Consider the following 22,586-nt stretch of genomic DNA (forward strand, 5'->3'; position numbering starts at 1 on the left):
GGAAGATCCCCATGACTCTCACCCAGCACGACATCGACCAGGAGATCGCGGCCGAGCACGCCGCGTACGAGAAGCGGGTCGCCGACGGTGCCCCCGTAGAGCACCACCCGCGCCGCGACTACGCGCCGTACCGCTCCTCCGTACTGCGCCACCCCAAGCAGCCGCCGATCGCCATCGACGTCACCAAGGACCCGGAGCTGGTGGAGCTGCACTCCCCCGCCTTCGGCGAGCGGGACATCACGATCATCGACAACGATCTGACCCGGCAGCACGACGGCGAGCCGATCGGTGAGCGGATCACCGTCTCCGGGCGGCTGCTCGACCGCGACGGGCGTCCGGTGCGCGGTCAGCTCATCGAGATCTGGCAGGCCAACTCGGCGGGCCGCTACGCCCACCAGCGCGAGCAGCACGACGCCCCGCTGGACCCGAACTTCACCGGCGTCGGCCGCACGATCACCGACGCCGAAGGCCACTACCGCTTCACGACGATCCAGCCCGGCCCCTACCCCTGGCGCAACCACCTCAACGCCTGGCGCCCGGCGCACATCCACTTCTCGATGTTCGGCACGGCGTTCACCCAGCGGCTGGTGACGCAGATGTACTTCCCGAGCGACCCGCTGTTCCCGTACGACCCGATCATCCAGTCGGTCACGGACGACGCGGCGCGCCAGCGGCTGGTCGCGACCTACGACCACGACCTGTCCGTGCCGGAGTTCTCGATGGGGTACCACTGGGACATCGTGCTGGACGGCCCGAACGCCACCTGGCTCGAAGAAGGGCGCTGACCTGCCATGACGAAGATCGACACGAGCAGGCCGGAGAGCGTGCTGCCCACCCCGTCGCACACGGTGGGCCCCTTCTACGGCTACGCGCTGCCCTTCCGCGGCGGCGAGGACATCGCCCCGCTCGGCCACCCGGACACGATCACGGTCCACGGTTACGTCCTGGACGGCGAGGGCAAGCCGCTGCCCGACGCGTTCGTGGAGCTGTGGGGCGCCGACCCCGACGGCAACGTGTCCACCACCGACGGCTCGATACGCCGTGACCCGGCCTCCGGCGACTATCTGGGCCGCAACGGCGTGGAGTTCACCGGCTGGGGACGCATCCAGACGGATGCGAACGGGCACTGGTACGCGCGGACGCTGCGCCCGGGCGCCCGGGGGCGGAGCGCGCCGTACATCAGCGCGTGCGTGTTCGCGCGGGGACTGCTGGTGCACCTGTTCACCCGGATCTACCTGCCGGGCGACGAGGCGGCGCACGCGACCGACCCGCTGCTCGCGCGGCTGGACGAGGCGCGGCGCGGCACGCTGATCGCGGCGGACGAGGGCCGTGGCACATACCGTTTCGACATCCGCCTTCAGGGCGAAGGCGAGACGGTCTTCCTGGAGTTCCAGTGACTTCTGCCCATCCCGACGACACCGGCCTGCTCGCCCCCGGGTGGGCAGGCTCCCCCGCCGCGTCGGCGACCTCCGACACGGCCTGCCTGCAAGCCCTGCTCGACGCCGAGGCCGCCCTGACCCGGGCCCAGGCCTCCCTGGACCTCGCCCCGGCCGGGGCGGCCGGCGCCGTGACCGAGGCGGCGGTCGCCGACCGCTTCGACGTGCGCTCCCTCGCCGAGCGCGCCCGCGGCGGCGGCAACCCGGTCATCCCGCTGGTCGCCGACCTCACGGAGGCGGTCGGCGAGGAGTACGGCCCGTACGTCCACCGGGGCGCGACCAGCCAGGACATCATGGACACGGCCATGATGCTGGTCGCCGCCCGCGCCCTCGACACGGTCCTCCCCGACCTCGCCCGCACCGAGCGGGCGCTGGCCCGGCTCGCGGCCGGGCACCGCGACACCGTCATGCCCGGCCGCACCCTCAGCCAGCACGCCGTGCCGACGACGTTCGGGCTGAAGGCGGCCGGGTGGCGGTCGCTCACCCTCGACGCGCGCGACCGCATCAAGGCTGTACGGGAGTCGCTGCCCGTCCAACTCGGCGGCGCCACCGGGACCTTGGCGGCCTTCACGGCGTACGGCGCCCAGGACCCGCAGGCCCTCGTGGCGGCCTACGCCCGCGAACTCGGCCTCAAGGAGCCCCTCCTCCCCTGGCACACCCTGCGCACCTCGATCGCCGACCTCGCCGGCTGTCTCGCCTTCGCGGCCGGGGCGCTGGGCAAGGTCGCGGCGGACGTGCTGGTGCTCGGCCGTACCGAGATCGCGGAGGTCGCGGAGGGCAGCGGGGGCGGCTCGTCCGCCATGCCGCACAAGGCGAATCCCGTACGGTCCACGCTGATCGCGGCCGCCGCGTGCCGGGCGCCCCAGTCGGCGGCCACGCTGTACGGGTCGATGGCGGCGGAGGACGAGCGGCCCGCCGGGGCCTGGCACGCGGAGTGGGAGCCGCTGCGGGATCTGCTGCGGCTGGTCGGCGGGGCTGCCCGGGACGCGGCCGAACTCACCGAAGGGCTGCGGGTGAACGCGGAGGCGATGCGCGAACACCTGGGTCTCACCCACGGGTTGATCGTCTCCGAGCGCCTGTCGGCCGAACTGGCCGCGGTGCTGGGCCGGGCCCGCGCCAAGGCCCTGCTCACGGAGGCCGCCAGGCGGACGTACACCGAAGGTCGCCCCCTTGCCGAACTCCTCGCCGAAGAACCCGAGTTGAAGGACGTCGACCTCGGCGAGCTCACCGACCCCGCCCGTTACACGGGTGCAGCCGCAAGCCTCACCGACCGCGCCCTGGAGCGACGTTGACCGGGAAACTCCTCAACCACCGTGCCGAGGGCTCCACTTCGGCTCCCCCGCTGCTGCTCGGGCCCTCGCTCGGGACGTCGTACGCCCTGTGGGACAAGGTGGCGCCCGAGCTGTCCACCACCCATCGGGTGATCCGCTGGGACCTGCCGGGGCACGGCGGCTCGGCGGCCGGGCTGATCGGGCCGGGCGTCACCGTCGGTGACCTGGCCGACCTGGTGCTGGCGCTCGCCGACTCGCTCGGGATCGAGCGGTTCGCGTACGCGGGGGTGTCGCTGGGCGGGGCCGTCGGCCTGCATCTGGCCGTGCATCGTCCGGAGCGCGTCGAGTCCCTCGCCGTGCTCTGCTCCTCGGCCCACTTCAACGGCTCGAAGCCGTGGGAGGAGCGGGCCGAGCGGGTCCGCCGGGACGGGATGGGGTGGCTGCTGGAGAGCGCGAACGCCCGTTGGTTCGCCGGGGACTTCACCGTGCCGGAGCTGGTCCGCGACCACGCCGAGGCCGACCCGGAGGCGTACGCGCTGTGCTGTGACGCGCTGGCCGCCTTCGATCTGCGCGACCGGCTCGGCGAGATCCGCGCGCGGACGCTGCTCGTCGCGGGCCGCGAGGACCCGGCGACACCGCCGGCCCATCTGCGGGAGATCGCGGACGCCGTGCCCGGTTCGGCCCTGGTCGAGATCCCGGGGGCCTCCCATCTGGCGCCCGCGCAGTGCCCGGAGGCCGTGCTCACGGCACTGCGCGCCCACCTCGGCGGGGGTGCCGAACGCGGTATGGAGGTACGGCGGCAGGTGCTCGGGGACGCGCATGTGGACCGGGCGCAGGCCCGGCAGACCCCGTTCACCGCCCGGTTCCAGGACTTCATCTCGCGCTACGCGTGGGGCGAGATCTGGACCGACCCGACGCTCTCGCGCCGCGAGCGCAGCATGATCACGCTGACCGCGCTGGTCGCGCACGGGCACTACGACGAGCTGGCCATGCATGTACGGGCCGCGCGGCGTAACGGGCTCACGCCCGAGGAGATCGGCGCGGTGCTGCTGCAGACGGCCGTGTACTGCGGGGTTCCGGCCGCGAACTCGGCGTTCGCGACGGCCCAGCGGGTGCTGGCGGAGGAAGACGCGGCGAACGAAGGGTGACACTGGTGGTCGTAGCCTCAGCAGCACCTCGCACATGGCCGCACCGCGTGCCTACGGTGGAGGCATGTCCACCATTCTGATCACCGGCGCCACATCCGGTCTCGGCCGTTACGTCGCCTTCGAGCTGGTCCGCTCCGGGCACGTCGTGCTCGCCCACGGGCGTGATCCCGGCCGGACGGAGCAGCTGGTCGCGGAGTTGCGTGCGGAGGGCGACGCGGAGGCCTTCGTCGCCGACCTGGCCTCGCTGACGCAGGTCCGGGAGCTGGGCGCGCATGTCGCGGACGCGCATCCCGACCTGGACGTCCTGATCAACAACGCGGGCATCGGCGCCGGCGCGCCCGGCACGGGGCGCGAGCTGAGCGCCGACGGCCACGAACTGCGCCTCGCGGTGAACTACCTGGCCCCGGTGGTCCTGACGCGGGCCCTGCTGCCGACGCTGCGCCGCAACGCGCCCGCCCGGATCGTCAACGTGGGTTCGGTGGGCCAGGAGCCCGTCGACTTCGACGACATCGAGTTCCGGCGGGGCTACGACGGCTTCGCGGCCTACTGCCGGGCCAAGTTCGCGCTGGCCGCCCACACCTTCGCCCTGGCCGAGGAGCTGGCGGACACCGGCGTCGCGGTGAACGTCCTGCACCCCGCGACCTTCATGGACACGGCGATGGTCCGCGAGGGCGGCGTCACCCCCTGGAACACGGTGGCGGACGGCGCCCCGGGCGTACTGGCCCTGGCCACACGGGAGTTGGGCACGGGCGGCTACTTCGACGGCACATCCCCGGCGCGGGCGCACGAGTCGACGTACGACCGCGACGTCCACAAGCGCCTGTCGGCGGTGACCGATCAGCTGCTGTCGCTCTAGCGCAGCCCCCGGCCCGTCTCCAGTACCTCCCTGGCCTGCGCCACCAGTCCGTCCGCTCCGCACGAGCGGGCCAGTGCCAGGCCGCGGTTGATCTCGGCGACCGAGCGGGCGGCGATGCCGTACTCCACGCGGGCCGCCGCGTGCTCGTACTGGCAGGGAGAGGCCTCCAGGTAGGCGACGGCCTGGGCGGCCAGGCGGACCGCCCGCTGGCCGGTCTCCAGGGCGGCCGCGCAGCGAAGTGCCTCGCCGATGGCGGTGTCGGTGCCGAAGCGCTCGGCCTGGCGGCGGGCGTCCGCGGCGAGCTGCGCGGCCCGCGCGGGCTCCTCCCGGGCGAGGGCTCGCGCGAGGTCCAGCGCCCAGGCGACGACCACGGGGTTGCGGTGACCGCACGCGGCCGCGGCCTTCTCGGCTTCTTCCAGTTCGCTGATCCCGTCCTTGGTGCGGCCGACGGCGAGGAGCAGGCGGCCGCGGACGGAACGCGCGTCGGGCATGACGACGGTGGACGGGTAGGGCGGGGCGAAGTCGTACTCCTCGGCGATCTCCCAGGCCTCGGCGACATGGCCCCGGGCGAGCAGCGTGTCGACGAGGTTGCAGGTCACCGTCCAGTACAACGGCAGCCCGCGGCCGACGCGTTCGGCGAACCGCAGCGACTCGCGCAGGGACGCCTCCGCCTCCCGCAGCCGGCCGCGCCGGCGGTGCGTGAGCCCGACGTAGGCGTGGGCGAGGACGAGATGGCCGCCGCTCCAGCCGGCCGCCTCATAGGCGCGCAGGGCCTCGTTGCACAGGCTCTCGGCGCGGTCGAGGCGGTCGGCGTGGGCGTAGGAGCTGGTCAGCATGATCAGGAGCTCGACGCCCCACTCGGTGTCGGTCCAGCCGAGGCCCGGAGGGAGCCGGCCGTTGACGAGGGCGCGGTCGCAGTACTCGACGACCTCCTCGGCGTTCTCGCCGTGGATCAGGGCGTCGAAGCCGCGCAGAATGAGCAGGGCCCGCTCGGAGTTGTCGCGGCCCGTGCAGGTACTGGCGAGTGCGGCCAGTCGCTCGGAGCGGCCCGGCGAGACGGCCTCGCCCGAGAAGATGCCCTCCCACATGAGCTGGACGGCCTGCAACCGCAGTTTCGCCGGACCGTCCTCGAGCCGTGCCGCCTCCGCCTCGACCGTGCGGACGGCCTCTTGCAACTGGTCGTTGTGGAGGAGGGCCTGGGAGAGGCGGAAGACCGCGTCCACGCGCGTGTCGCCGTCGAGGCCGGGCATGCCGAGGGCGGACTGCAGGTGGTCGATGGTGACGGCGGGCGCGGTGAGCAGGGTGGCGCAGCCCAGTTCGTAGAGCACGCGCGCGTGGACCTCCGGGCGGGGCGGCTCCAGCAGGGCGCGCTCCAGGCAGCGGCGGGCCGCGTCGGGGGCGCCGACGGCGAGGTGTTCGCGGGCGGCCTCGCGCAGTTGCTCGACGAGTTCCTCGTCGTCGTCCGGATGGACCCGCAGCAGGTGCCGGGAGGCCATGGCGGCGCCGCGCCCGGAGTCGGTGATGACCTGGGCGGCGATGCCGTGCATGGCGGTGCACAGGGCGTCCGGGATGGAGTTGTAGACGGCGGACTGGATCAGCGGGTGGACGAACTCCATCTCCCCCGTGCCCAGTTGGGTGCCGGCCGGATCGGGCTCGGTGAGGATGCGGGCGCCCTGGAGCAGGGTGGCGCAGCGGGCGGCGTTCTCGTGGTCCATGGTGGCCAGGCGGGCCACCAGGTCCACCGAGATGTCGTTGCCGAGGATGGCGGCGGCCCAGGCGAACCGGGTGGCGTCGACGCCGAGTTCCTCCAGGCGGGCGACGAGACCGCCGCCGCGGGCCGAGCGGTTGAGGGCGCGCAGCTCGACGGCCGCGCCCTCGGTCGGCTCCAGCTCGCTGTCGCCCACCTTGGCGAGGAGTTCGACGGTCTCGTACGGGTTGCCGCCGGTCACGGCCCAGACCTCGCGGCAGAACGGGGCGTCGGCGTGGGCGCCCAACGTGGCGCGGGTGAGGCCGGCGGTGGCTTCCGGGGTGAGGGCGCTCAGGGTGGCGTCGGGGTGGCCCGAGGCGGCGGCGATCGCGTCGAGGTGGCGGGCGCTCTCGCCGGTGACCTCGCCGGGGCGGCGGGCCACGACGACCAGGACGGAGAGGTCGTCGAGCCGCTCGGCGAAGGCGGCGAGCCAGCGCAGGGTCTCCTGGTCGGCCCAGTGCGCGTCGTCGATCAGCAGCACCAGCGGCCAGTCGCGCCGGGCCAGCCTGCGTACGGCGGCGACCAGGCCGTCGCACACGCCCTGCGGGTCGGCCTGGGGTCCGCCCGGCTCGGTGATGCCGAGGGCGGGGCCGGCGACGTCGTACCAGTCGCCGAGGTATTCGCGGGCCTCCTCCGGCATCAGCCTGATCAGCGCGGGCTGCAGCAGCTGCCGCACCACGTTGAAGGGGACCGACCTGAGGGTCTCGCCGCCGCGGGCCGACCACACCTGGCAGCCGCGCGCCTCGGCCATGCGGCGGGTCTCGTTCAGCAGAGCCGTCTTGCCCAGTCCCGCCTCGCCCTGGATCACCAGCAGGCTGCCCGAGGACGAGTGGTCGGCGCGCAGGGTGTCGATGGCCCGCTCGATGGCGGCGACTTCCTCGGCGCGCTCCCACAGGGAAGTCGAGGCGGCCTCCGCGGGCCGTGCCTCCGTCATCCCGTTACCTCCCCAAGTCGCCCGAACGACGTACAGACCTTGAGCGTAGCCGTCCGATTGCCGAAGTGGAGGCGGGTCGGAGCAGCTGTTGCCGTGATGGGTGACAGCGGGTTCACGCAGGCGACGCGTATCGTCTGTGACCTGCCTGTGCGAAGCCGACGGACAGTCAAAAGGCGCTGAAATGACGCTGTTTTTCGGACAACGCCGGGACACGCGGAAGCCGTCTGCGCTAAGGGCGCTGGCCGCGGGTTCGGTGGGCAATCTCGTCGAGTGGTACGAGTTCGGGGTCTACGGCTGTTTCGCCACGGTCATCGCCTCACGTTTCTTCACACCGGAGGGCGGCGGCGCGGCGGAGGCACTGGTCAGGACGTACGCGTCGTTCGCGCTGGCGTTCTTCTTCCGGCCGGTCGGGGCGGCCCTGTTCGGGCGGCTGGGCGACCGGGTCGGGCGGCGGCCGGTGCTGATCCTCGTCATCGTGCTGATGACGGTGGCCACGGCGCTGATCGGCGCACTGCCGACGTACGCGACGGCCGGGGCCCTGGCTCCTTGGCTGCTGACATTCCTGAGGGTGCTTCAGGGGCTGTCCGCGGGCGGGGAGTTCGGGGGTGCGGTGGCGGTCATGACCGAGTTCGCGCCACCGGGCCGGCGCGGGCTGTACGGGTCGTGGCAGTCGTTCACGGTGGCGCTGGGGCTGCTGGGTGGTGCGGGGGTGGCGGCGGTGCTGGGTTCGGTGCTGACGGAGGATCAGCTGGGCGAGTGGGGCATGGGGGTCCCCCCGCTCGAGCGAAGCCGAGAGTGGGGGAGGGTGCCGTTCCTGCTGACGCTGCCGCTGGGGCTGGCGGCGCTGTGGCTGAGGCTGCGGCTGGACGAGACGCCTGCGTTCCGGGAGGAGGCGAAGGTCGTACGGGCGCCCGTGCGCGAGGTCGTGGGCGCGGTCGCGCTGGGTGCCGCGCGGGTCATGGGCTGGGCGGCGGCCGGGTACACCTTCCTGGTCGTCCTGCCGGCGTATCTGCAGAGCGCCTTGGGCGCGGGCTTCCGGCAGGCCCTGGTCGCGACCGTGCTGGCCAACCTGGGCTTTGCGGCGACGATCGTCCCGGCCGGCCTGCTCAGCGACCGGATCGGACGCCGGCCGGTGATGCTGACGGGCGCCCTGCTCGTGACGCTGCTCGCGCTGCCGCTGCTCAACCTCCTTCAGGACGACGGGACTTCGAACATCGTGCAGGGCGTGGCGGTGTTCGGCGCGGGTGCGGTGGTGGGGCTGATGGCAGGGCCGGGACCGGCGATGCTCTCGGAGCTCTTCCCGACGAACGTCCGCTACACGGGGCTCGGGCTCGCCTACGCGCTGTCGAACGCCGTGTTCTCGGGCTGTGCCGGTCTCGTCATCACGGAAACCGTCGAGCGGACGGGGAACGTCGACATTCCCGGGTACTACGCGGCGGCGGCCTGCGCGGTGAGCGTGCTCGCGCTGGCCAGGACACCGAGGCGGAAGGCGAGTTGAGCGGATGCGGGTGATCGGTCTGATGTCGGGCACGTCGTACGACGCGATCGACGCGGCGGCGGCCGACCTGAGCCTGGCCGGCGACAGTCTCGTGCTGGAGCCGCTGGGGATGGTGAGCGAGGGGTACGACGAGGAGCTGCGCAGGACGCTGACGGGCGCACTGCCGCCCGCGGCGACCTCGCTCGCCGAGGTGTGCCGGCTCGACACGCGGATCGGGCAGGCGTTCGCGGCGGCCGCTGTCCGGGCGGATCGCGAACTGTGCGGCGGGGAGGCCGAGTTGGTGGCCTCGCACGGGCAGACCGTCTTTCACTGGACGGAGGGCGGGAAGGTGCACGGCACGCTCCAGCTGGGGCAGCCCGCGTGGATCGCCGAGGCGACCGGTCTGCCCGTGGTCGCCGACTTCCGGCCGCGCGACATCGCCGCCGGCGGCCAGGGCGCGCCCCTGGTCAGCCTGGTCGACCTGTTGTGGCTGCGCGGCCGCCCCGGCACGCCCGTCGCCCTGAACCTCGGCGGCATCGCCAATCTGACCGCGCCGGACGGCACCGCGTTCGACACGGGGCCGGCCTGCGCGCTGATCGACGCGGCCGCGAGGGGGTTCAGCGGCGGGCGGCTCGCGTACGACGCCGACGGGGCGCTGGCCGGTCGGGGCCGCGTCCACGAGCCGCTGCTGGAGCGGCTGCTGGCGGAGCCGTACTACGCGCTGCCCGCGCCGAAGACGACCGGCAAGGAGCTGTTCCACCTCGGGTATCTCCAGGACGCGCTGGCCGGGTTCGGGACGCTGCGGGCGGAGGACGTGGTCGCCACCCTCACCATGCTCACCGCCCGCACGGTCGCGGACGCGGTGCTCGCGCTGGGGGCCACGGAGGTGATCGCGTCCGGCGGCGGGATCCGGAATCCGGTGCTGATGCGGATGCTGGCCGGGCTGCTGCCGGGGATCGCGGTGCGCACGTCGGACGAGCTGGGCCTGGCCTCGGACGCGAAGGAGGCGTACGCCTTCGCCGTACTGGGGTTCCTGACCTGGCACGGGCTGGCCGGCACCGAGCCCGCGAGCACGGGGGCCCGGCATGCGAGCGTGCTCGGTTCGATCACGCCGGGCCGGGGCGGACTGCGGCTGCCGGCACCGGGTTCGCGGCGGCCGGCCCGGCTGGTCATGGCCTGAAAGCCGGATCCTCTCATCCCGCTTTCACCGACGCCTCATACGGTGGGGGCATGACGCAGGTGACTCCTCCCGGGTGGTATCCCGACCCCGGGCAGACAAGTGAGGGTCCCGCCACCGAGCGCTGGTGGGACGGCAAGGCATGGACGGACCGGACCCGCCCCGCGGGCTCGGCCGCCGTATGGGGTCCCCCGGCACAGGCGCCGACGGAGGGCGCGGATCCGGCGCTCGCGGCGTATCCCACCTATCCGGCGTTCCCCGCCGAGCCGCCGGCCGCACCGCGGCGCGGGCTGCGGACGGGCATAGCCGTGGCCGCGGCCGTGGCGGTGCTGGCCAGCATCGGCGTGGGCGTGTGGGCGTTGACCGGCGACGGCGGTTCCGGCGGCAACACCAACTCCCAGCAGGGGCCGGGCGGCCAGGGCGGCACCGGCGGCCAGGGCGGCACCGGCGGCCCGTTCGGCGGCAACGGCGGACCCTCGGGCGCGCCCGGCGGCCAGGGCGGCTCCGGGGGTTCCGGCGGCACCGAGTCGCCCGCGCCCGGCCAGTCCGAGGCCCCGAAGATCGAGAGCGGTTCGGTGACCGACCCGATCAGCGGGATCAGCCTGCCCATCCCGGACGACTGGTACGGCCAGCAGATCACGGTGGGCGCGCAGGTCACGTCGAACGACTCGTACAAGTGCCCCGGCGAGACCTCGCAGACCTGCACGAAGGGCGGCGCGTACTCGGCGCCGGCCTCGGTCCTGAAGACCGCGGGCAGCACGGCCGAGGCGGTCGCCAAGGCCGACATCGAGGCGAACGCCGAGGAGTCCTACGGCGGCAAGACCTACGGCTCGATCACCTCGCACCAGGTGCTCGCCTCGAAGGCGGTCACCGTGGCCGGGCAGAAGGGCTATCTGGTCCGCTGGAAGGCGGTCACCAGCAAGGGCGCCGACGGTTATGTCGAGTCGCTCGCCTTCCCGTCGCCCGCGAACTCCTCGGAGATCGTCGTGGTCCGCTTCGGCGTCGACGTCGGCCAGAAGGAGTCGGTGATCGACGACATCACCAAGGGCATCAAGGTCTCGACGGGCAGCGGCAACGGCCAGAAGGTCTGACCCCGCCCCGAGAACGCCGGTCCCAACGGTCGGCCGGGTGGAGCGCCCCTCCGCTCAAAGGGGAGCCCCACCCGGCCGGGGGGTGCGCGCCGCCCCCGTCCCCACGGTGCGGCGCGGCAGGTCACCGTCCAGTCATCCCGTGGACGGCGGCCTGGTTCTCAGGTGAGTCCGAGTGCGGGCAGCACCGCGGCCTCCACGAAGCGGACCAGGTAGTCGGGGTCGGCGTACTCGCCCTCCAGGACGGGCCTGGCGCGCATCACGCCGAACATCTGCGCGGGGACGTACGGCAGTGCCGGGTGGTCGGCGGCGATCTCGCCGCGCTCCACTCCGCGCCGCAGGATGTCCTGCAGCGCGCAGATCTCGGGATCGATCAGCGCCTCGCGCAGAGCCTTCTGAAGCTCCGGGTCCTGCATGATCGCGTGGCCCAGGGCCTGGTGGAGGGCGGTGTCCTTCCTCCCCCACTGCGCGGCCACCCGTGCGGCCTGGCGCAGGTCCTCGGCCAGTGAGCCGGTGTCGATGCCGCCGAAGCGGGCCTGGCGCGCGGAGCGCAGCGCCGCCGCCACGAACTGCGGCTTCGTCTTCCACTGCCGGTAGAGGGTCGACTTGCTGCACCGCGTGCTGGCGGCGACCCCCTCCATCGTCACGGACTCGTATCCGCACTCGCGGATCTGTTCCAGCACGGCGTCGAAGAACTCCTGCTCACGCTCCGGCGTGATCTTGGAGCGGCGCGAGGCGGCGACCGTCTCCGGTCCGTCCGCGGCCTGCGACGTCATGTGCCCTTCTCCTTCGCTGCGAGCGCCGGCCTTATCCCGGCTTTATTCCCTGAACCCGGTGTGTCGTACCTCAATCGATACGCCAGTGTACCGGAACGCCTGCGTATCGGTACACTCTCGTATCGGAACGCATTCGTTTCGGGACGGACGCGTACCGATGAGTTCGGGCTCCGGCCCGGGTCTCACCACGTACCACCACTTGCACCACGTCAGCGAAGGGGCCGGGGGATGAATGCCCGCACCGAGCCTGCAGAAGGAGAGACCGGCGCGATAGCCCGGCCTCCGGTCGTCCGTGAGCTCCTGCTCGTCGCGGGGCTCTTCCTCGTCTACAAGTTCGGCCGCCAGCTGGCGACCGGCCACACCGGCGAGGCCCTCCACAACGCGCGCCGCGTGTGGGACCTGGAACGGACGCTCCGTCTGCCCGGCGAGGGCGCGGTGCAGTCGGCCCTGCTGCACAGCGACACCCTGGTGCACATCGCGAACACCTACTACGCGACCGTCCACTTCCCCGCCACCCTGGCCTTCCTGGTCTGGCTCTACCTGCGGCGCCCCGCGCACTACGTCTGGGCCCGCCGGGTCCTGGCGGTGGTCACCTCGGCGGCCCTGGTGCTGCCCTTCGTGTTCCCGCTCGCGCCGCCGCGGATGCTGGCCGCCACGGGACTCGTCGACACCGCGCACGTGTACGGGCCCTCGGTGTACGGCCCGCCCTCCTCGGACCACCTCTCGAACCAGTTCGCGGCGATGCCCTCGCTGCACTTCGGCTGGGCCCTGATGGTGGCGATCGGCCTGATCGCGGCCACCCGCTCCCGGTGGCGCTGGCTGTGGCTGCTGCACCCGCTGGTCACCCTGCTGGTCATCGTCGGTACGGCGAACCACTACTGGCTGGACGCGATCGTGGCCACCGCCATGCTGGGCGCCGCCCTCGCGCTCATCCACCGTCCGCACCGCACGGTCAGCACCGCCGGGCGCGCGGGTGAACGGCTCACGCCGGTCGCCGAGGACGCCAACGTCTTGGTGGGAGCGGGCCGATGACCGCCACCCTGATCGCCGTCGCCCTGTCGCTGGTCTCCGCCGTCGCCTACGCGGCCGCGGCCGTGGCCCAGGAGCGGCTCGCCGCCCGCAGCGCCGACACCGGCATGCTGCGGCTGCTGGGCGCGGGCGCCTGGTGGGCGTCGGTCGGGCTCAACGCCGGCGCGGCCCTGCTGCACGTCGTGGCCCTCAAGTACGGCACGCTGACCGTCGTACAGCCTCTTGGTGCTCTCACGCTCGTCGCCGCGGTGCCGATGGGAGCACGGGTGGCCGGGCGGAAGGTCACCGCGGCCGAGTGGCGCGGCACCGCGCTCACGCTGGCCGGTCTGGCCGCGCTCCTGGTCACCGCCTCCGGATCGGCGCCGGACCAGGTGCTGAGCCTGACGGAGGCCCTGGTCGTGGCGGGTACGACCGCCGCGCTGATCGGCCTGCTGTCCCGCCCGGGCGCCAAGCCGGGCCTGCGTCACGCCACGGCCTCCGGCTTCGCCTCGGGCGTGGCCTCGGCGCTCACCCAGACGGTGACGGTGGCCGCGACCGACCGCTCGGGCCCGGTGCTCAGCCTCCAGGTCGTCCTGGTCGCGGTGCTGGTGGCCGCCTTCGCGGTCGGCGGGCTGCTGCTGTCGCAGATGGCGTACAGGGGCGGTCTCGGCGCTCCGCTCGCGGTGGTCACCCTGTCCAACCCGATCGCCGCCGCGGCGATCGGCCTCACCCTGCTCGGGCAGGGCCTGCGCGGCGGTGCGGCGGGAGTGCTGCTGGCCCTCGCGGGCGGGGCGGTCGCGTCGTGGGGTGTCGTACTGCTGACGCGGGTGACGCCCGTGGTCGAGGCCGACGAGGAGCACCCGGTCGCCGCGGTCCTGGCCCTCAAGCCGGAAACGGCGACCCCGGAACCGGCGTTGGTGCCGCGGCAGCCGTCCGATCCGGGGCATCTCACGCCGCTCTGATCAGGGCGCGACCTCCACCGCGGGTGACGGTGCGCCGGCCCAGCGGCGCAGGGCGGCGTCGAGGCCGGTGGCGTCGGCACTGTCCGAGGCCCAGGCGACGACTCCGTCGGGGCGTACCAGCACGCCGGTCGGGGTCGCGTGCCGGTCAGGGTCGCTCACCACGGTCACGCGCCCGGCGCGGCCCTCCGCGAGGCGGGCGAACGAGCCGTCTGCCGTACGGTCCAGCAGCACGAACCCGCCCCCGTGGCCGTGGTCGGCCGGCCGGGAGCCGTCGCCGAGCGGCAGGTCGGGGACGTACCGTCCGATCAGCGGGTGGTCGCCGGGCAGGTCGATGCGCTGGGTGACGCCGGAGATCTTCCTGACGGCGTACGTGGCGCCGTCCCGGGTGCTCAGCAGATCGGCGACGACCTCGCGGAGCGCGGCCGACTTGGCGTCCCCGCGCAGCACCCCGATCTGGGCCCGCGTCCAGTCCAGAACCCAGGCGCCGAGGGGACGGCGTTCGGCGTCGTAGGTGTCGAGGAGCTCTTCGGAAGCCCAGCCGGCGATGACGGCGCCGAGCTTCCAGCCGAGGTTCATCGCGTCGCCGAAGCCCAGGTTGAGCCCCTGGCCACCGAACGGCGAGTGCACGTGCGCGGAGTCGCCGGCCAGCAGGACCCGGCCCGAGCGGTAGGTCGCGGCCTGGCGGGCGTTGTCGGACCAGCGGGTGGCGGGGGCGCGCAGCGCGGTGAGCGTGACGTCGGTGCCCGAGACCCGGCGCAGGCTGCCCTGCACCTCCTCGATCGTCACCGGCGCGGTCCGGTCGGCGGGAGGCACGTCGAACTCCACGGTGACCACGCGCCCGGGCTGCGGCCCGTAGCGGTACGCTCCCCGGCTCGACCAGGTCCATCCGTCGGCGAGCTTCTCCGGGTCGGCGATGTCGGCGAGCGCGAGGTGTCCGGTCAGTTCCGGGTCGGTGCCCGGGAAGTCGATGCCCGCGAGGCGGCGCACGGTGCTGCGCCCGCCGTCGCATCCGACCAGCCAGCCGGTGCGCACCGGACCGGCGCTGGTGCCCACGAGGACGCCGTCGCCGGTGTCCTCCAGCTCGGTCACCTCCACACCCCGTCGCACCGGTACGCCCAGCCGCGCGACATGGTCCGCCAGCAGCGCCTCCAGCTCGCGCTGCGGCACCATCCGCGCGCCGTCGGCGCGGCTGTGCGCGGCGAGGTCGGCGTCGGACCAGTCCACCAGGCCGAGTTCGAGGACCATCCCCGCGAAGTGCCCCGTGAACCGTGCGCCGTCCCCGCCGCCGAACGACCCCACCTTCTCCAGGATCTCCCGCTGCACCCGCTCGGCGGCCGGCAGCAGACCGCGGCGGTCCAGGGCCTCGGCGGTCGGCACATTGATCGACCCGGCCTTCATCGACCGGTCCGGCTCGGCCAGCCGTTCGAGCACCTGCACTGTCGCTCCGGCCAGCGCCAGCTCCGCGGCGAGCACGAGGCCCACCGGCCCGGCTCCGACGACGGTCACGTCCGTGTACTGATTCGCATTCGTCTTCACGAACACTGTTCTACGAACGAACAGCGTTCGTGTCAAGTTATGATGAGGCGGTGAACCCGAGAGAGCGACGTGCGGCGCGTCACCTGCCGCCCAAACCCGAGGCCGGCGCCACCCCGAGGACGAGGCGCCGTACGGCACCGATCACCGTGGAGCAGGTCGTCGACACCGCGCTGGACGTCGTCGCCACGGAGGGCTACGAGGCGCTGACGATGCGGCGGCTGGCGAATGCGCTCGACACGGGGCCCGCCTCGCTCTACGCGCACGTGGTGAACAAGGCCGACCTCGACGAGCTGCTCATCGGGCGGCTGTGCTCCGAACTCGACCTGCCCGAGCCGGATCCCGCGGCCTGGCGGGAGCAGATCCTCGGCGTGTGCGCGCGGATCCGCGACCAGTACCTGAAGTACCCCGGGATCTCACAGGCCGCGCTCGCCATGGCGCCGACCGATCTGGAGACGGTGCGCGTCACCGAGGGAATGCTGGCGATCCTGCTCGCGGGCGGCGTCGCCCCGCAGGCGGCGGCCTGGGCGATCGACGCCCTGCTGCTCTATGTGGCGGCCTACTGCCTGGAGACGTCCATCGCGCGTCGGCGGTCGGCCCAGGACGACGCCGTATGGGTCGTCGACCGGGACGAACTGCTGCGCCGGTTCGCGGCGCTGCCCGCCCACACCTTCCCCCACACCACCCGTCACGCCGCCGAGATCACGGCGGGCGAGGGCCACGACCGCTTCGACTTCACGCTCGGCCTGATGATCGACGGCCTCGCACACCATCAGGGCCCGGTCGACACGGAAACGCGAACGGCCGGCCACGCACAAGCGTGACCGGCCGTCATCCGACCCGGGGTGTCACCCCAGGCCGCGCGAGTCCTGCTTCAGCGCCGTGTCCACGGTGAGCGCCGTCGCGACGACGAGGCTCAGCAGCGGCTCGGGCAGCTGGTAGTGGATCTGGAGGACGTAGTTGTCCGCGGTGGTGAACATCGTCTTGGCGAGGCCCTCCCACGTCTTCGTGATCCGCGCGACCTCGTTCTCCGCGTGGTCGACGATCGCGAAGTTCCACGCCCGCCAGTTCTCCGCCTTGATCGCACCGACCTGCTGGCCGTTGACGTTCATCGCGAAGTTGATCTTCCCGATCATGTTCTGCTGGACGATCTCACCGACCGGCGTCCCGTCCGGACGGGACACGATCACCCGGGACTTGAGGAACTTCGCGGGCCGGGTCAGCACCAACTGCGGCTGCCCGTAGGCGTCCCGGATCTCCAGCCGGTGGGTCATGAACTGGTCGAGGCTGGAGACGAACCGCGCCACCTTCTTCAGCGTGCTCTGTCCGACCTCGGTGACCGAGCCGATCTGGTTGCCGTTCTGATCCATGACCTTGTACTCGTTGGTCAGCTCGATCAGCTTGGCCTTCTGGTTGACCACCAGGACCGGCTCGGTGAACAGGCTGCCGCCGCCGGAGCCGCTGGGCGCGACTCCGGCCTGCTGCTGCACCTGGCGCTGGACCCGGGGGTCGGGCCCGGCGGGCTGCTGGGGCACCTGCTGGGCGGCAGCCTGCGGCTGGCTCGCGTTGGTGTGCTCGGTCCACTGGGCGCCGTCCCAGTAGCGAAGGGTCTGCGGCGCTCCGTGCGGATCGGGATACCAGCCTGCAGGAGTGTTCGATTGCGTGGTCACCGGGGCACACTACCCCGCTTCCCCACTGGAGCCACCAGTCCCGGCAACACCGCATGAATCAGCTTTTACCCCGTGATGATCGCCGGGTCACTGACGCCCGGACGCCCGTTCTCGACATGTCCGGCGAATCGCCGCAGGAAGGAGGCGTCGGCCTCGGACGTGACGGTGAGGTCGTACCAGCGCCGGCTCGCCGCGAGGTCGACCGTGTGCCTGACCGTGGCACCGGCGCGCACGGTGATGGTCCCCGGCTTGCAGCCGTAGCCGCCCTTCAGCTTCAGCCGGACCGTGCCGGAGCCCTTGTTGGTGAAGGTGAGCTCGACGTCGTCGCCGTGGTGGCGGGCGGTGACCTCGGGACCGGCGGTCTTGTTCGAGCCCTTGAAGACGCGCAGGAAGCCGTTGGGGCCGTGCACGCTCAGGTCGTACGAGCCGTTCGAGTACGCCGAGTTCCAGGTGTCCGCGACGGACTTGCCGGCCTCGGTGGTGTAGCTCCAGGGGCCGTCGGTGCGGTTGCCGGAGGTCACCAGGAAGGCGGCGCCCGCCTTCGCCCCCGAGGCGAAGGTGAGCGTGAACTTCCCGGCCGCCGAGTCGACCGAACCGTCCACGTACGGGGCGTACTTGAGCGGGCGGGCCGGGCGCAGGCCGCGCTCCTGCTTCGGCAGCACCGGGTTGGCGGGCGGGGTCGGCTTGTAGTCGGGGTGGCGGTCCTTGTCCGGCGGCTGGTAGCCGTCGGTGTCGGGCAGGGCGACCGGCCGGGTGTCCTTGCGGGAGAAGTCGAAGGCCGCGGTCAGGTCGCCGCAGACGGTGCGCCGCCAGGGCGAGATGTTGGGCTCGTGGACGCCGAAGCGGGCCTCCATGAACCGGATGATCGAGGTGTGGTCGAGGGTCTCGGAGCAGACGTAACCGCCCTTGCTCCAGGGCGAGACGACGATCATGGGCACGCGCTGGCCGAGGCCGTAGGGGCCGGCCGGGTGGCTGCTGTCGCCCTTGAACAGGTCGAGGCTCGGGTCGACGGTCGACTTGCCCTGCGCGGCGGAGCCGGCCGGGAACGGCGGCACCAGGTGGTCGAAGAAGCCGTCGTTCTCGTCGTACGTGATGAACAGGGCCGTCTTCGCCCACACCTTCGGGTCCGAGGTGAGCGCGTCCAGGACCTGGGCGACGTACCAGGCGCCGTAGTTGGCGGGCCAGTTGGGGTGCTCGGTGAAGGCCTCGGGGGCGACGATCCAGGAGATCTGCGGCAGCTTGCCGCCCTTGACGTCGGCCTTGAGCTGGTCGAAGAAGCCCTCGCCCTTGGTGGCGTCGGTGCCGGTGCGGGCCTTGTCGTACAGCGGGTCGCCGGGCTTGGCGTCGCGGTACTGGTTGAAGTAGAGCAGTGAGTTGTCGCCGTAGTTGCCGCGGTAGGCGTCGTTGATCCAGCCCCAGCCGCCGGCCGCGTCCAGGCCGTCGCCGACGTCCTGGTAGATCTTCCAGGAGACGCCGGCCTTCTCCAGCCGCTCGGGGTAGGTCGTCCAGCCGTAGCCGACCTCGTCGTTGCCGAGGACGGGCCCGCCGCCCTGGCCGTCGTTGCCCGTGTAACCGGTCCACATGTAGTAGCGGTTCGGGTCGGTGGAGCCGATGAACGAGCAGTGGTACGCGTCGCAGACGGTGAAGGAGTCGGCGAGGGCGTAGTGGAACGGGATGTCCTCGCGGGTCAGGTAGGCCATCGTCGTGGAGCCCTTGTTCGGCACCCACTTGTCGTACTTGCCGTTGTCGAAGGCGGCGTGTCCGTCGTTCCAGCCGTGCGGGAGGTCCTGGATGAAGGCCATGCCCAGGTCGTCCGCGTCGGGGTGGAAGGGGAGGATGTCCTTGGTGCCGTCCGACTGGTACCAGACCGGCTTTCCGTCCTGCCGGGTCACCACGGGCCGCGGGTCGCCGAAGCCGCGAACGCCCCGGAGCGTGCCGAAGTAGTGGTCGAAGGATCGGTTCTCCTGCATCAGGACGACGATGTGCTCGACGTCCTCGATGGACCCCATGCGGTGGTTCGCCGGGAGCGCGGCGGCGCGCTGGATGCTGTTGCTCAGCGCGGTGAAGGCGGTGGTCGCGCCCGCGAGTTGGAGGAATCTACGCCGGTTGACTTCGGGCATGGGTTGCTGCCTCTCATCCTGAGGTGCGGATGGCCGGAACGTGACGGAATGCGCGCGGTGCGAGTGTTCCAAGAGCAGCAAACGTCAGGGAAGGGTCGGGTGGCGTCTGTGTGAAAGTCGCAGGTACGTGGGGTGCGGCGCGGCGGGTGTGAAGTGCCGACCGGGCAGGGCGAAGGGGGTTGCCGACGGCAACTCGGGGACGGGCAGGGTGGGTTGGGTGCGCTGCTCGGGGGCGAGGGGGGTCGGGACGGGGCGGAGCTGACGGAACCGTCTCTGACCAGCCTCCTTGTAGAAGCGCTTCCGTCTGGCAGAAGTGCCCTTGCCGAGTCGGCGTGGGCCTCAGGACCCTGATTCCAACCACGGCACGCGGGGCGACGGCGCCCCGCCGACAGGGACGGGAACTGCCATGCCGCACATGACCGCTTTCGCCAGGAATCAGTGGTACGTCGCCGCCTACAGCCACGAGGTGGGGCGCGAGGAGCTGCTCGGGCGGACGATTCTCGGTGAGCCGCTCGTCTTCTACCGGACGGAGGAGGACGGGACGCCCGTCGCGCTCGCGGACCGCTGTGTGCACCGCCGCTTCCCGCTGCACGAGAAGCCGAGCCGGCTGGACGGCGACCGGCTGGTGTGCGGGTACCACGGGTTCACCTACGACACGACGGGTACCTGCGCGTACGTGCCCGGTCAGAAGCGCATACCGCGCACCGCCCGTGTCGCCTCCTACCCCGTGGTCGAGCTGGACTCCCTGGTGTGGGTGTGGATCGGCGACCCGGCGCTCGCGGACGCCGACACCATCCCGCGCGCCCGGCACCTCGACTCCCCCGGCTGGACCACCGTCCGCGGCATGGAGCCCATCGACGCCGACTACGGCCTCCTCGTCGACAACCTCCTCGACCTCTCCCACGAGACCTATCTGCACGGCGGCTACATCGGCACCCCCGAGGTCGCCGAGACGCCGATCACCACCGAGGTCGACGAGGGCGCGGGCATCGTACGGGTCAGCCGGCACATGGACGACGCCGAGTGCCCGCCGTTCTACGCCAGGTCGACCGGCATCGAGGGCCGGATCACCCGCTGGCAGGACATCGAGTACCACGCCCCGTGCCTGTATCTGCTGCACAGCCGGATCGCGCCGGTGGGCGTGCTGCCGGAGGCCGACGGCAGCGACCCGAACGCCTTCCACACCGAGATCACGTACGCGATCACCCCGTCCGCCGACGGCAAGGTGTACGACTTCTGGGCCGTCTCCCGCGACTGGGCGACCGAGGACGACGAGGTCACCGAGTTCCTGCGGGGCAACAACCACACCGTCGTGATGCAGGACGTCGACGCGCTCAACCTCCTTCAGCGGACATTGGGTTCGGAGCGTGCCGGCTACCAGGAGCTGAGCATCAACATCGACACCGGCGGCCTGGCCGCCCGCCGTATCCTCGCCCGCCTCGTCGAGGAGGGCGACAAGCCCGTGGAGAAGGTCCTGTGAGCAGCAGCGCCACCGGGGAGATCTACCGGATCGACTGGCTGCCGGGCACGGACGTCCTGCACGGCACCTGCCACTGCGGCGCCGAGCACACCGCCCAGGACCCGGTCGAGATGTGGGAGTGGATGCTCGGCCACCCCGAAGGACACCGGCCGCCGGGGCATCAGCCGCCGGGCCACGAGCCGCGAGGTAGCGATTCATGAGCGATGTGTACGAGGCCGAACTCGTAGTCGACCGAAGGGAGTTCGCGGCCGACGGCGTGCTCGCCCTCACCCTGCGCCACCCGCTGGGCGAGGAGCTGCCGGCCTGGGAGCCGGGTGCCCATGTCGACGTGGTGCTCGGGCCGGAGCTGGAGCGCCAGTACTCGCTGTGCAGCGACCCCGCCGACCGTTCGGCGTGGCGGATCGCCGTCCTGCGGGAGCCGGAGGGGCGCGGCGGATCCGCCCATGTGCACGAGCAGTTGGGGCAGGGCGACAAGGTGCGGGTGCGCGGCCCGCGCAACCACTTCCGCCTGGAGCCCGCGCCGCGCTACCGCTTCATCGCGGGCGGCATCGGCATCACACCGATCCTGCCGATGCTGGCCGCGGCGGAGGCGGCGGGCGCCGAGTGGACTCTCCTGTACGGCGGTCGCACGCGCGAATCCATCGCGTTCACCGAGGAGTTGGAGCGGTACGGCGACCGGGTGACCGTCGCCCCGCAGGACGAGACCGGGCTGCTGGACCTCGCCTCCGTGCTGGACGGCCTGCCCGAGGGGACGCTCGTGTACTGCTGCGGTCCCGGGCCCCTGCTGGACGCGGTGGAGGAACGCTGCCCGGCCGACCGGCTGCACGTCGAACGGTTCTCGCCCAAGGCCCAACCGGCGGGCGAGAACGGCGAGTTCGAGGTCGAGCTGGCGCAGAGCGGCCGTACCGTCACGGTCGCGCCGGACGTCTCCGTGCTGGACGCGGTGCGCGCCGCCGGTGTCGAGGTGCTGTTCTCCTGCACCGAGGGCACCTGCGGGACCTGTGAGACCGATGTCCTCGAAGGCACGCCGGAGCACCGGGACTCGGTGCTCACGGACGAGGAGCGGGAGAGCGGGGAGACGATGATGATCTGTGTGTCCCGCTGTCGTGGGAAGCGGCTCGTGCTGGACCTGTGATCCCGAGGTCGGCGTCGATCCGGGCGACGGTCGCCAGCAGCGGCGGCAGCAGGTCCCGCCGTATCGACTCGACGGTGTTGCGGCCGGCCGGCACCGCGATGTTCACGGCCGCGACCACCTCGCCGCTCCGGTCCCGCACCGGGGCGGCGATCGACCGGAGCCCCTCCTCCAGCTCCTGGTCGACGACGGCGTACCCCTGACCTCGTATCCGCCTCAGTTCGGCCCGGAGTTGACGGGCCGACACGATGGTGAACGCGGTCAGGGGGCGCAGCTGTGTCCGGGCCAGCCGGGCGTCGATCTCCTCGTCCGGCAGATGGGCGAGCACGACCCGGCCCACCGAGGTGACGTGGGCGGGGAAGCGGGTGCCCACCGTGATGGTCGCGGACATGATGCGGCGGGTCGGCACCCGGGCGACGTACACGATGTCGTCGCCGTCGAGGACGCACAGCGAGGACGACTCCTTCACTTCCGCGACGAGCCGCTCCAGGTGCGGTTCGGCGATCTGCGGCAGGGTGAAGCTGGAGAGGTAGGAGTAGCCGAGCTCCAACACCTTTGGCGTGAGCCGGAACTGGCGGCCCTCCTGGTGGACGTAGCCCAGATCGGCGAGAGTGAGCAGCAGGCGGCGGGCGGCGGCGCGGGTCAGGTCGCAGCTGTCGGCGACCTCGCTCAGGGTACGGGCGGGATGCTCGGCGTCGAAGGAGCGGATGACGGCGAGACCGCGCTCGAAGGACCTCACGAAGTGTGGTGCACGGCCTGCCGCTGGCATCG

The 22,586-nt window shown here is 72.3% G+C and carries 20 protein-coding genes; 14 read left to right on the forward strand and 6 right to left on the reverse strand.

Translation table 11 applies throughout. From position 1 onward, the window contains the following. Positions 1-11: 11 nt before the first annotated feature. The 5 genes from pcaH to MQP27_RS07105 all read left to right on the forward strand — a co-directional run bounded on the left by pcaH (position 12) and on the right by MQP27_RS07105 (position 4,711). Positions 12-785 carry a protocatechuate 3,4-dioxygenase subunit beta gene (gene pcaH / locus MQP27_RS07085; protein WP_242762328.1) on the forward strand — a complete coding sequence of 258 codons (774 nt, stop codon included), beginning with the start codon at positions 12-14 and terminating at the stop codon, positions 783-785. A gap of 6 nt (positions 786-791) precedes the next feature. Further along, complete coding sequence (gene pcaG, locus MQP27_RS07090) at positions 792-1,397, forward strand: protocatechuate 3,4-dioxygenase subunit alpha (RefSeq protein ID WP_242762330.1); 606 nt, start codon at positions 792-794, stop codon at positions 1,395-1,397. Further along, complete coding sequence (pcaB, locus tag MQP27_RS07095) at positions 1,394-2,728, forward strand: 3-carboxy-cis,cis-muconate cycloisomerase (protein ID WP_242762331.1); 1,335 nt, start codon at positions 1,394-1,396, stop codon at positions 2,726-2,728. The genes pcaG and pcaB overlap by 4 nt, the downstream gene beginning before the upstream one ends. Continuing rightward, a complete protein-coding gene (pcaDC, locus tag MQP27_RS07100) occupies positions 2,725-3,855 on the forward strand; it encodes a bifunctional 3-oxoadipate enol-lactonase/4-carboxymuconolactone decarboxylase PcaDC (protein ID WP_242762332.1) in 1,131 nt (376 codons plus the stop codon). Before pcaB ends, pcaDC begins: the two co-directional genes overlap by 4 nt. A gap of 64 nt (positions 3,856-3,919) precedes the next feature. After that, positions 3,920-4,711 (forward strand): SDR family NAD(P)-dependent oxidoreductase, encoded by a 792-nt coding sequence (locus MQP27_RS07105; RefSeq protein WP_242762333.1) that lies wholly within the window; start codon positions 3,920-3,922, stop codon positions 4,709-4,711. Here the strand turns inward: MQP27_RS07105 and MQP27_RS07110 are convergent. Beyond that, positions 4,708-7,392 (reverse strand): ATP-binding protein, encoded by a 2,685-nt coding sequence (locus MQP27_RS07110; RefSeq protein WP_242762334.1) that lies wholly within the window; start codon positions 7,390-7,392, stop codon positions 4,708-4,710. The genes MQP27_RS07105 and MQP27_RS07110 overlap by 4 nt on opposite strands. Positions 7,393-7,573: 181 nt before the next feature. Between MQP27_RS07110 and MQP27_RS07115 the strand changes: the two genes are divergently transcribed. The 3 genes from MQP27_RS07115 to MQP27_RS07125 are packed head-to-tail and all read left to right on the forward strand — an operon-like array spanning position 7,574 to position 11,137. Then, positions 7,574-8,890 (forward strand): MFS transporter, encoded by a 1,317-nt coding sequence (locus MQP27_RS07115; protein WP_242762335.1) that lies wholly within the window; start codon positions 7,574-7,576, stop codon positions 8,888-8,890. 4 nt (positions 8,891-8,894) lie between these two features. Next, a complete protein-coding gene (locus MQP27_RS07120; protein ID WP_242762336.1) occupies positions 8,895-10,049 on the forward strand; it encodes an anhydro-N-acetylmuramic acid kinase in 1,155 nt (384 codons plus the stop codon). A 50-nt stretch (positions 10,050-10,099) separates the two neighbouring features. After that, positions 10,100-11,137 (forward strand): DUF2510 domain-containing protein, encoded by a 1,038-nt coding sequence (locus MQP27_RS07125; protein WP_242762337.1) that lies wholly within the window; start codon positions 10,100-10,102, stop codon positions 11,135-11,137. Positions 11,138-11,295: 158 nt separating this feature from the next. Here the strand turns inward: MQP27_RS07125 and MQP27_RS07130 are convergent, their stop codons facing one another. After that, positions 11,296-11,910: a TetR/AcrR family transcriptional regulator gene (locus MQP27_RS07130; RefSeq protein WP_242762339.1), complete on the reverse strand. Its 615-nt coding sequence runs from the start codon at positions 11,908-11,910 to the stop codon at positions 11,296-11,298. A gap of 228 nt (positions 11,911-12,138) precedes the next feature. Here MQP27_RS07130 and MQP27_RS07135 point away from each other — a divergent pair, with 228 nt between their 5' ends. Continuing rightward, the gene (locus tag MQP27_RS07135) at positions 12,139-12,942 is read left to right on the forward strand and encodes a phosphatase PAP2 family protein (RefSeq protein ID WP_242762341.1); all 804 of its coding nucleotides are present in this window, start codon (positions 12,139-12,141) and stop codon (positions 12,940-12,942) included. Further along, complete coding sequence (locus MQP27_RS07140) at positions 12,939-13,880, forward strand: DMT family protein (RefSeq protein WP_242762343.1); 942 nt, start codon at positions 12,939-12,941, stop codon at positions 13,878-13,880. The genes MQP27_RS07135 and MQP27_RS07140 overlap by 4 nt, the downstream gene beginning before the upstream one ends. Here the strand turns inward: MQP27_RS07140 and MQP27_RS07145 are convergent, their stop codons facing one another. Next, positions 13,881-15,416, reverse strand: coding sequence for an FAD-dependent monooxygenase (locus MQP27_RS07145; RefSeq protein WP_372511141.1), 1,536 nt, complete (start codon positions 15,414-15,416; stop codon positions 13,881-13,883). 50 nt (positions 15,417-15,466) lie between these two features. Here MQP27_RS07145 and MQP27_RS07150 point away from each other — a divergent pair, with 50 nt between their 5' ends. Further along, the gene (locus MQP27_RS07150; protein ID WP_242762345.1) at positions 15,467-16,237 is read left to right on the forward strand and encodes a TetR/AcrR family transcriptional regulator; all 771 of its coding nucleotides are present in this window, start codon (positions 15,467-15,469) and stop codon (positions 16,235-16,237) included. A gap of 24 nt (positions 16,238-16,261) precedes the next feature. Here MQP27_RS07150 and MQP27_RS07155 read toward each other — a convergent pair whose 3' ends face one another. Both MQP27_RS07155 and MQP27_RS07160 read right to left on the reverse strand, forming a co-directional pair. Next, positions 16,262-17,083, reverse strand: coding sequence for an LURP-one-related family protein (locus MQP27_RS07155; protein WP_242762346.1), 822 nt, complete (start codon positions 17,081-17,083; stop codon positions 16,262-16,264). 65 nt (positions 17,084-17,148) lie between these two features. Further along, positions 17,149-19,203, reverse strand: a complete 2,055-nt coding sequence (locus tag MQP27_RS07160) for a phosphocholine-specific phospholipase C (RefSeq protein ID WP_242762347.1) — start codon at positions 19,201-19,203, stop codon at positions 17,149-17,151. A gap of 406 nt (positions 19,204-19,609) precedes the next feature. Between MQP27_RS07160 and MQP27_RS07165 the strand changes: the two genes are divergently transcribed. From MQP27_RS07165 to MQP27_RS07175, 3 genes are read left to right on the forward strand one after another with little or no spacing between them, the layout of a single operon-like run. Beyond that, a complete protein-coding gene (locus tag MQP27_RS07165; protein WP_242762348.1) occupies positions 19,610-20,683 on the forward strand; it encodes a Rieske 2Fe-2S domain-containing protein in 1,074 nt (357 codons plus the stop codon). Continuing rightward, positions 20,680-20,883: a hypothetical protein gene (locus MQP27_RS07170; RefSeq protein WP_242762349.1), complete on the forward strand. Its 204-nt coding sequence runs from the start codon at positions 20,680-20,682 to the stop codon at positions 20,881-20,883. The genes MQP27_RS07165 and MQP27_RS07170 overlap by 4 nt, the downstream gene beginning before the upstream one ends. Further along, positions 20,880-21,818 carry a PDR/VanB family oxidoreductase gene (locus MQP27_RS07175; protein WP_242762350.1) on the forward strand — a complete coding sequence of 313 codons (939 nt, stop codon included), beginning with the start codon at positions 20,880-20,882 and terminating at the stop codon, positions 21,816-21,818. The genes MQP27_RS07170 and MQP27_RS07175 overlap by 4 nt, the downstream gene beginning before the upstream one ends. Here MQP27_RS07175 and MQP27_RS07180 read toward each other — a convergent pair. Then, positions 21,733-22,584 carry an IclR family transcriptional regulator domain-containing protein gene (locus MQP27_RS07180; protein ID WP_242762351.1) on the reverse strand — a complete coding sequence of 284 codons (852 nt, stop codon included), beginning with the start codon at positions 22,582-22,584 and terminating at the stop codon, positions 21,733-21,735. The two genes, MQP27_RS07175 and MQP27_RS07180, sit on opposite strands and share 86 nt — an antisense overlap. Positions 22,585-22,586 lie beyond the last annotated feature (2 nt).

Origin of the sequence: Streptomyces cylindrosporus (genome assembly GCF_022698165.1) — a bacterium.
Lineage (GTDB): Bacteria > Actinomycetota > Actinomycetes > Streptomycetales > Streptomycetaceae > Streptomyces > Streptomyces cylindrosporus.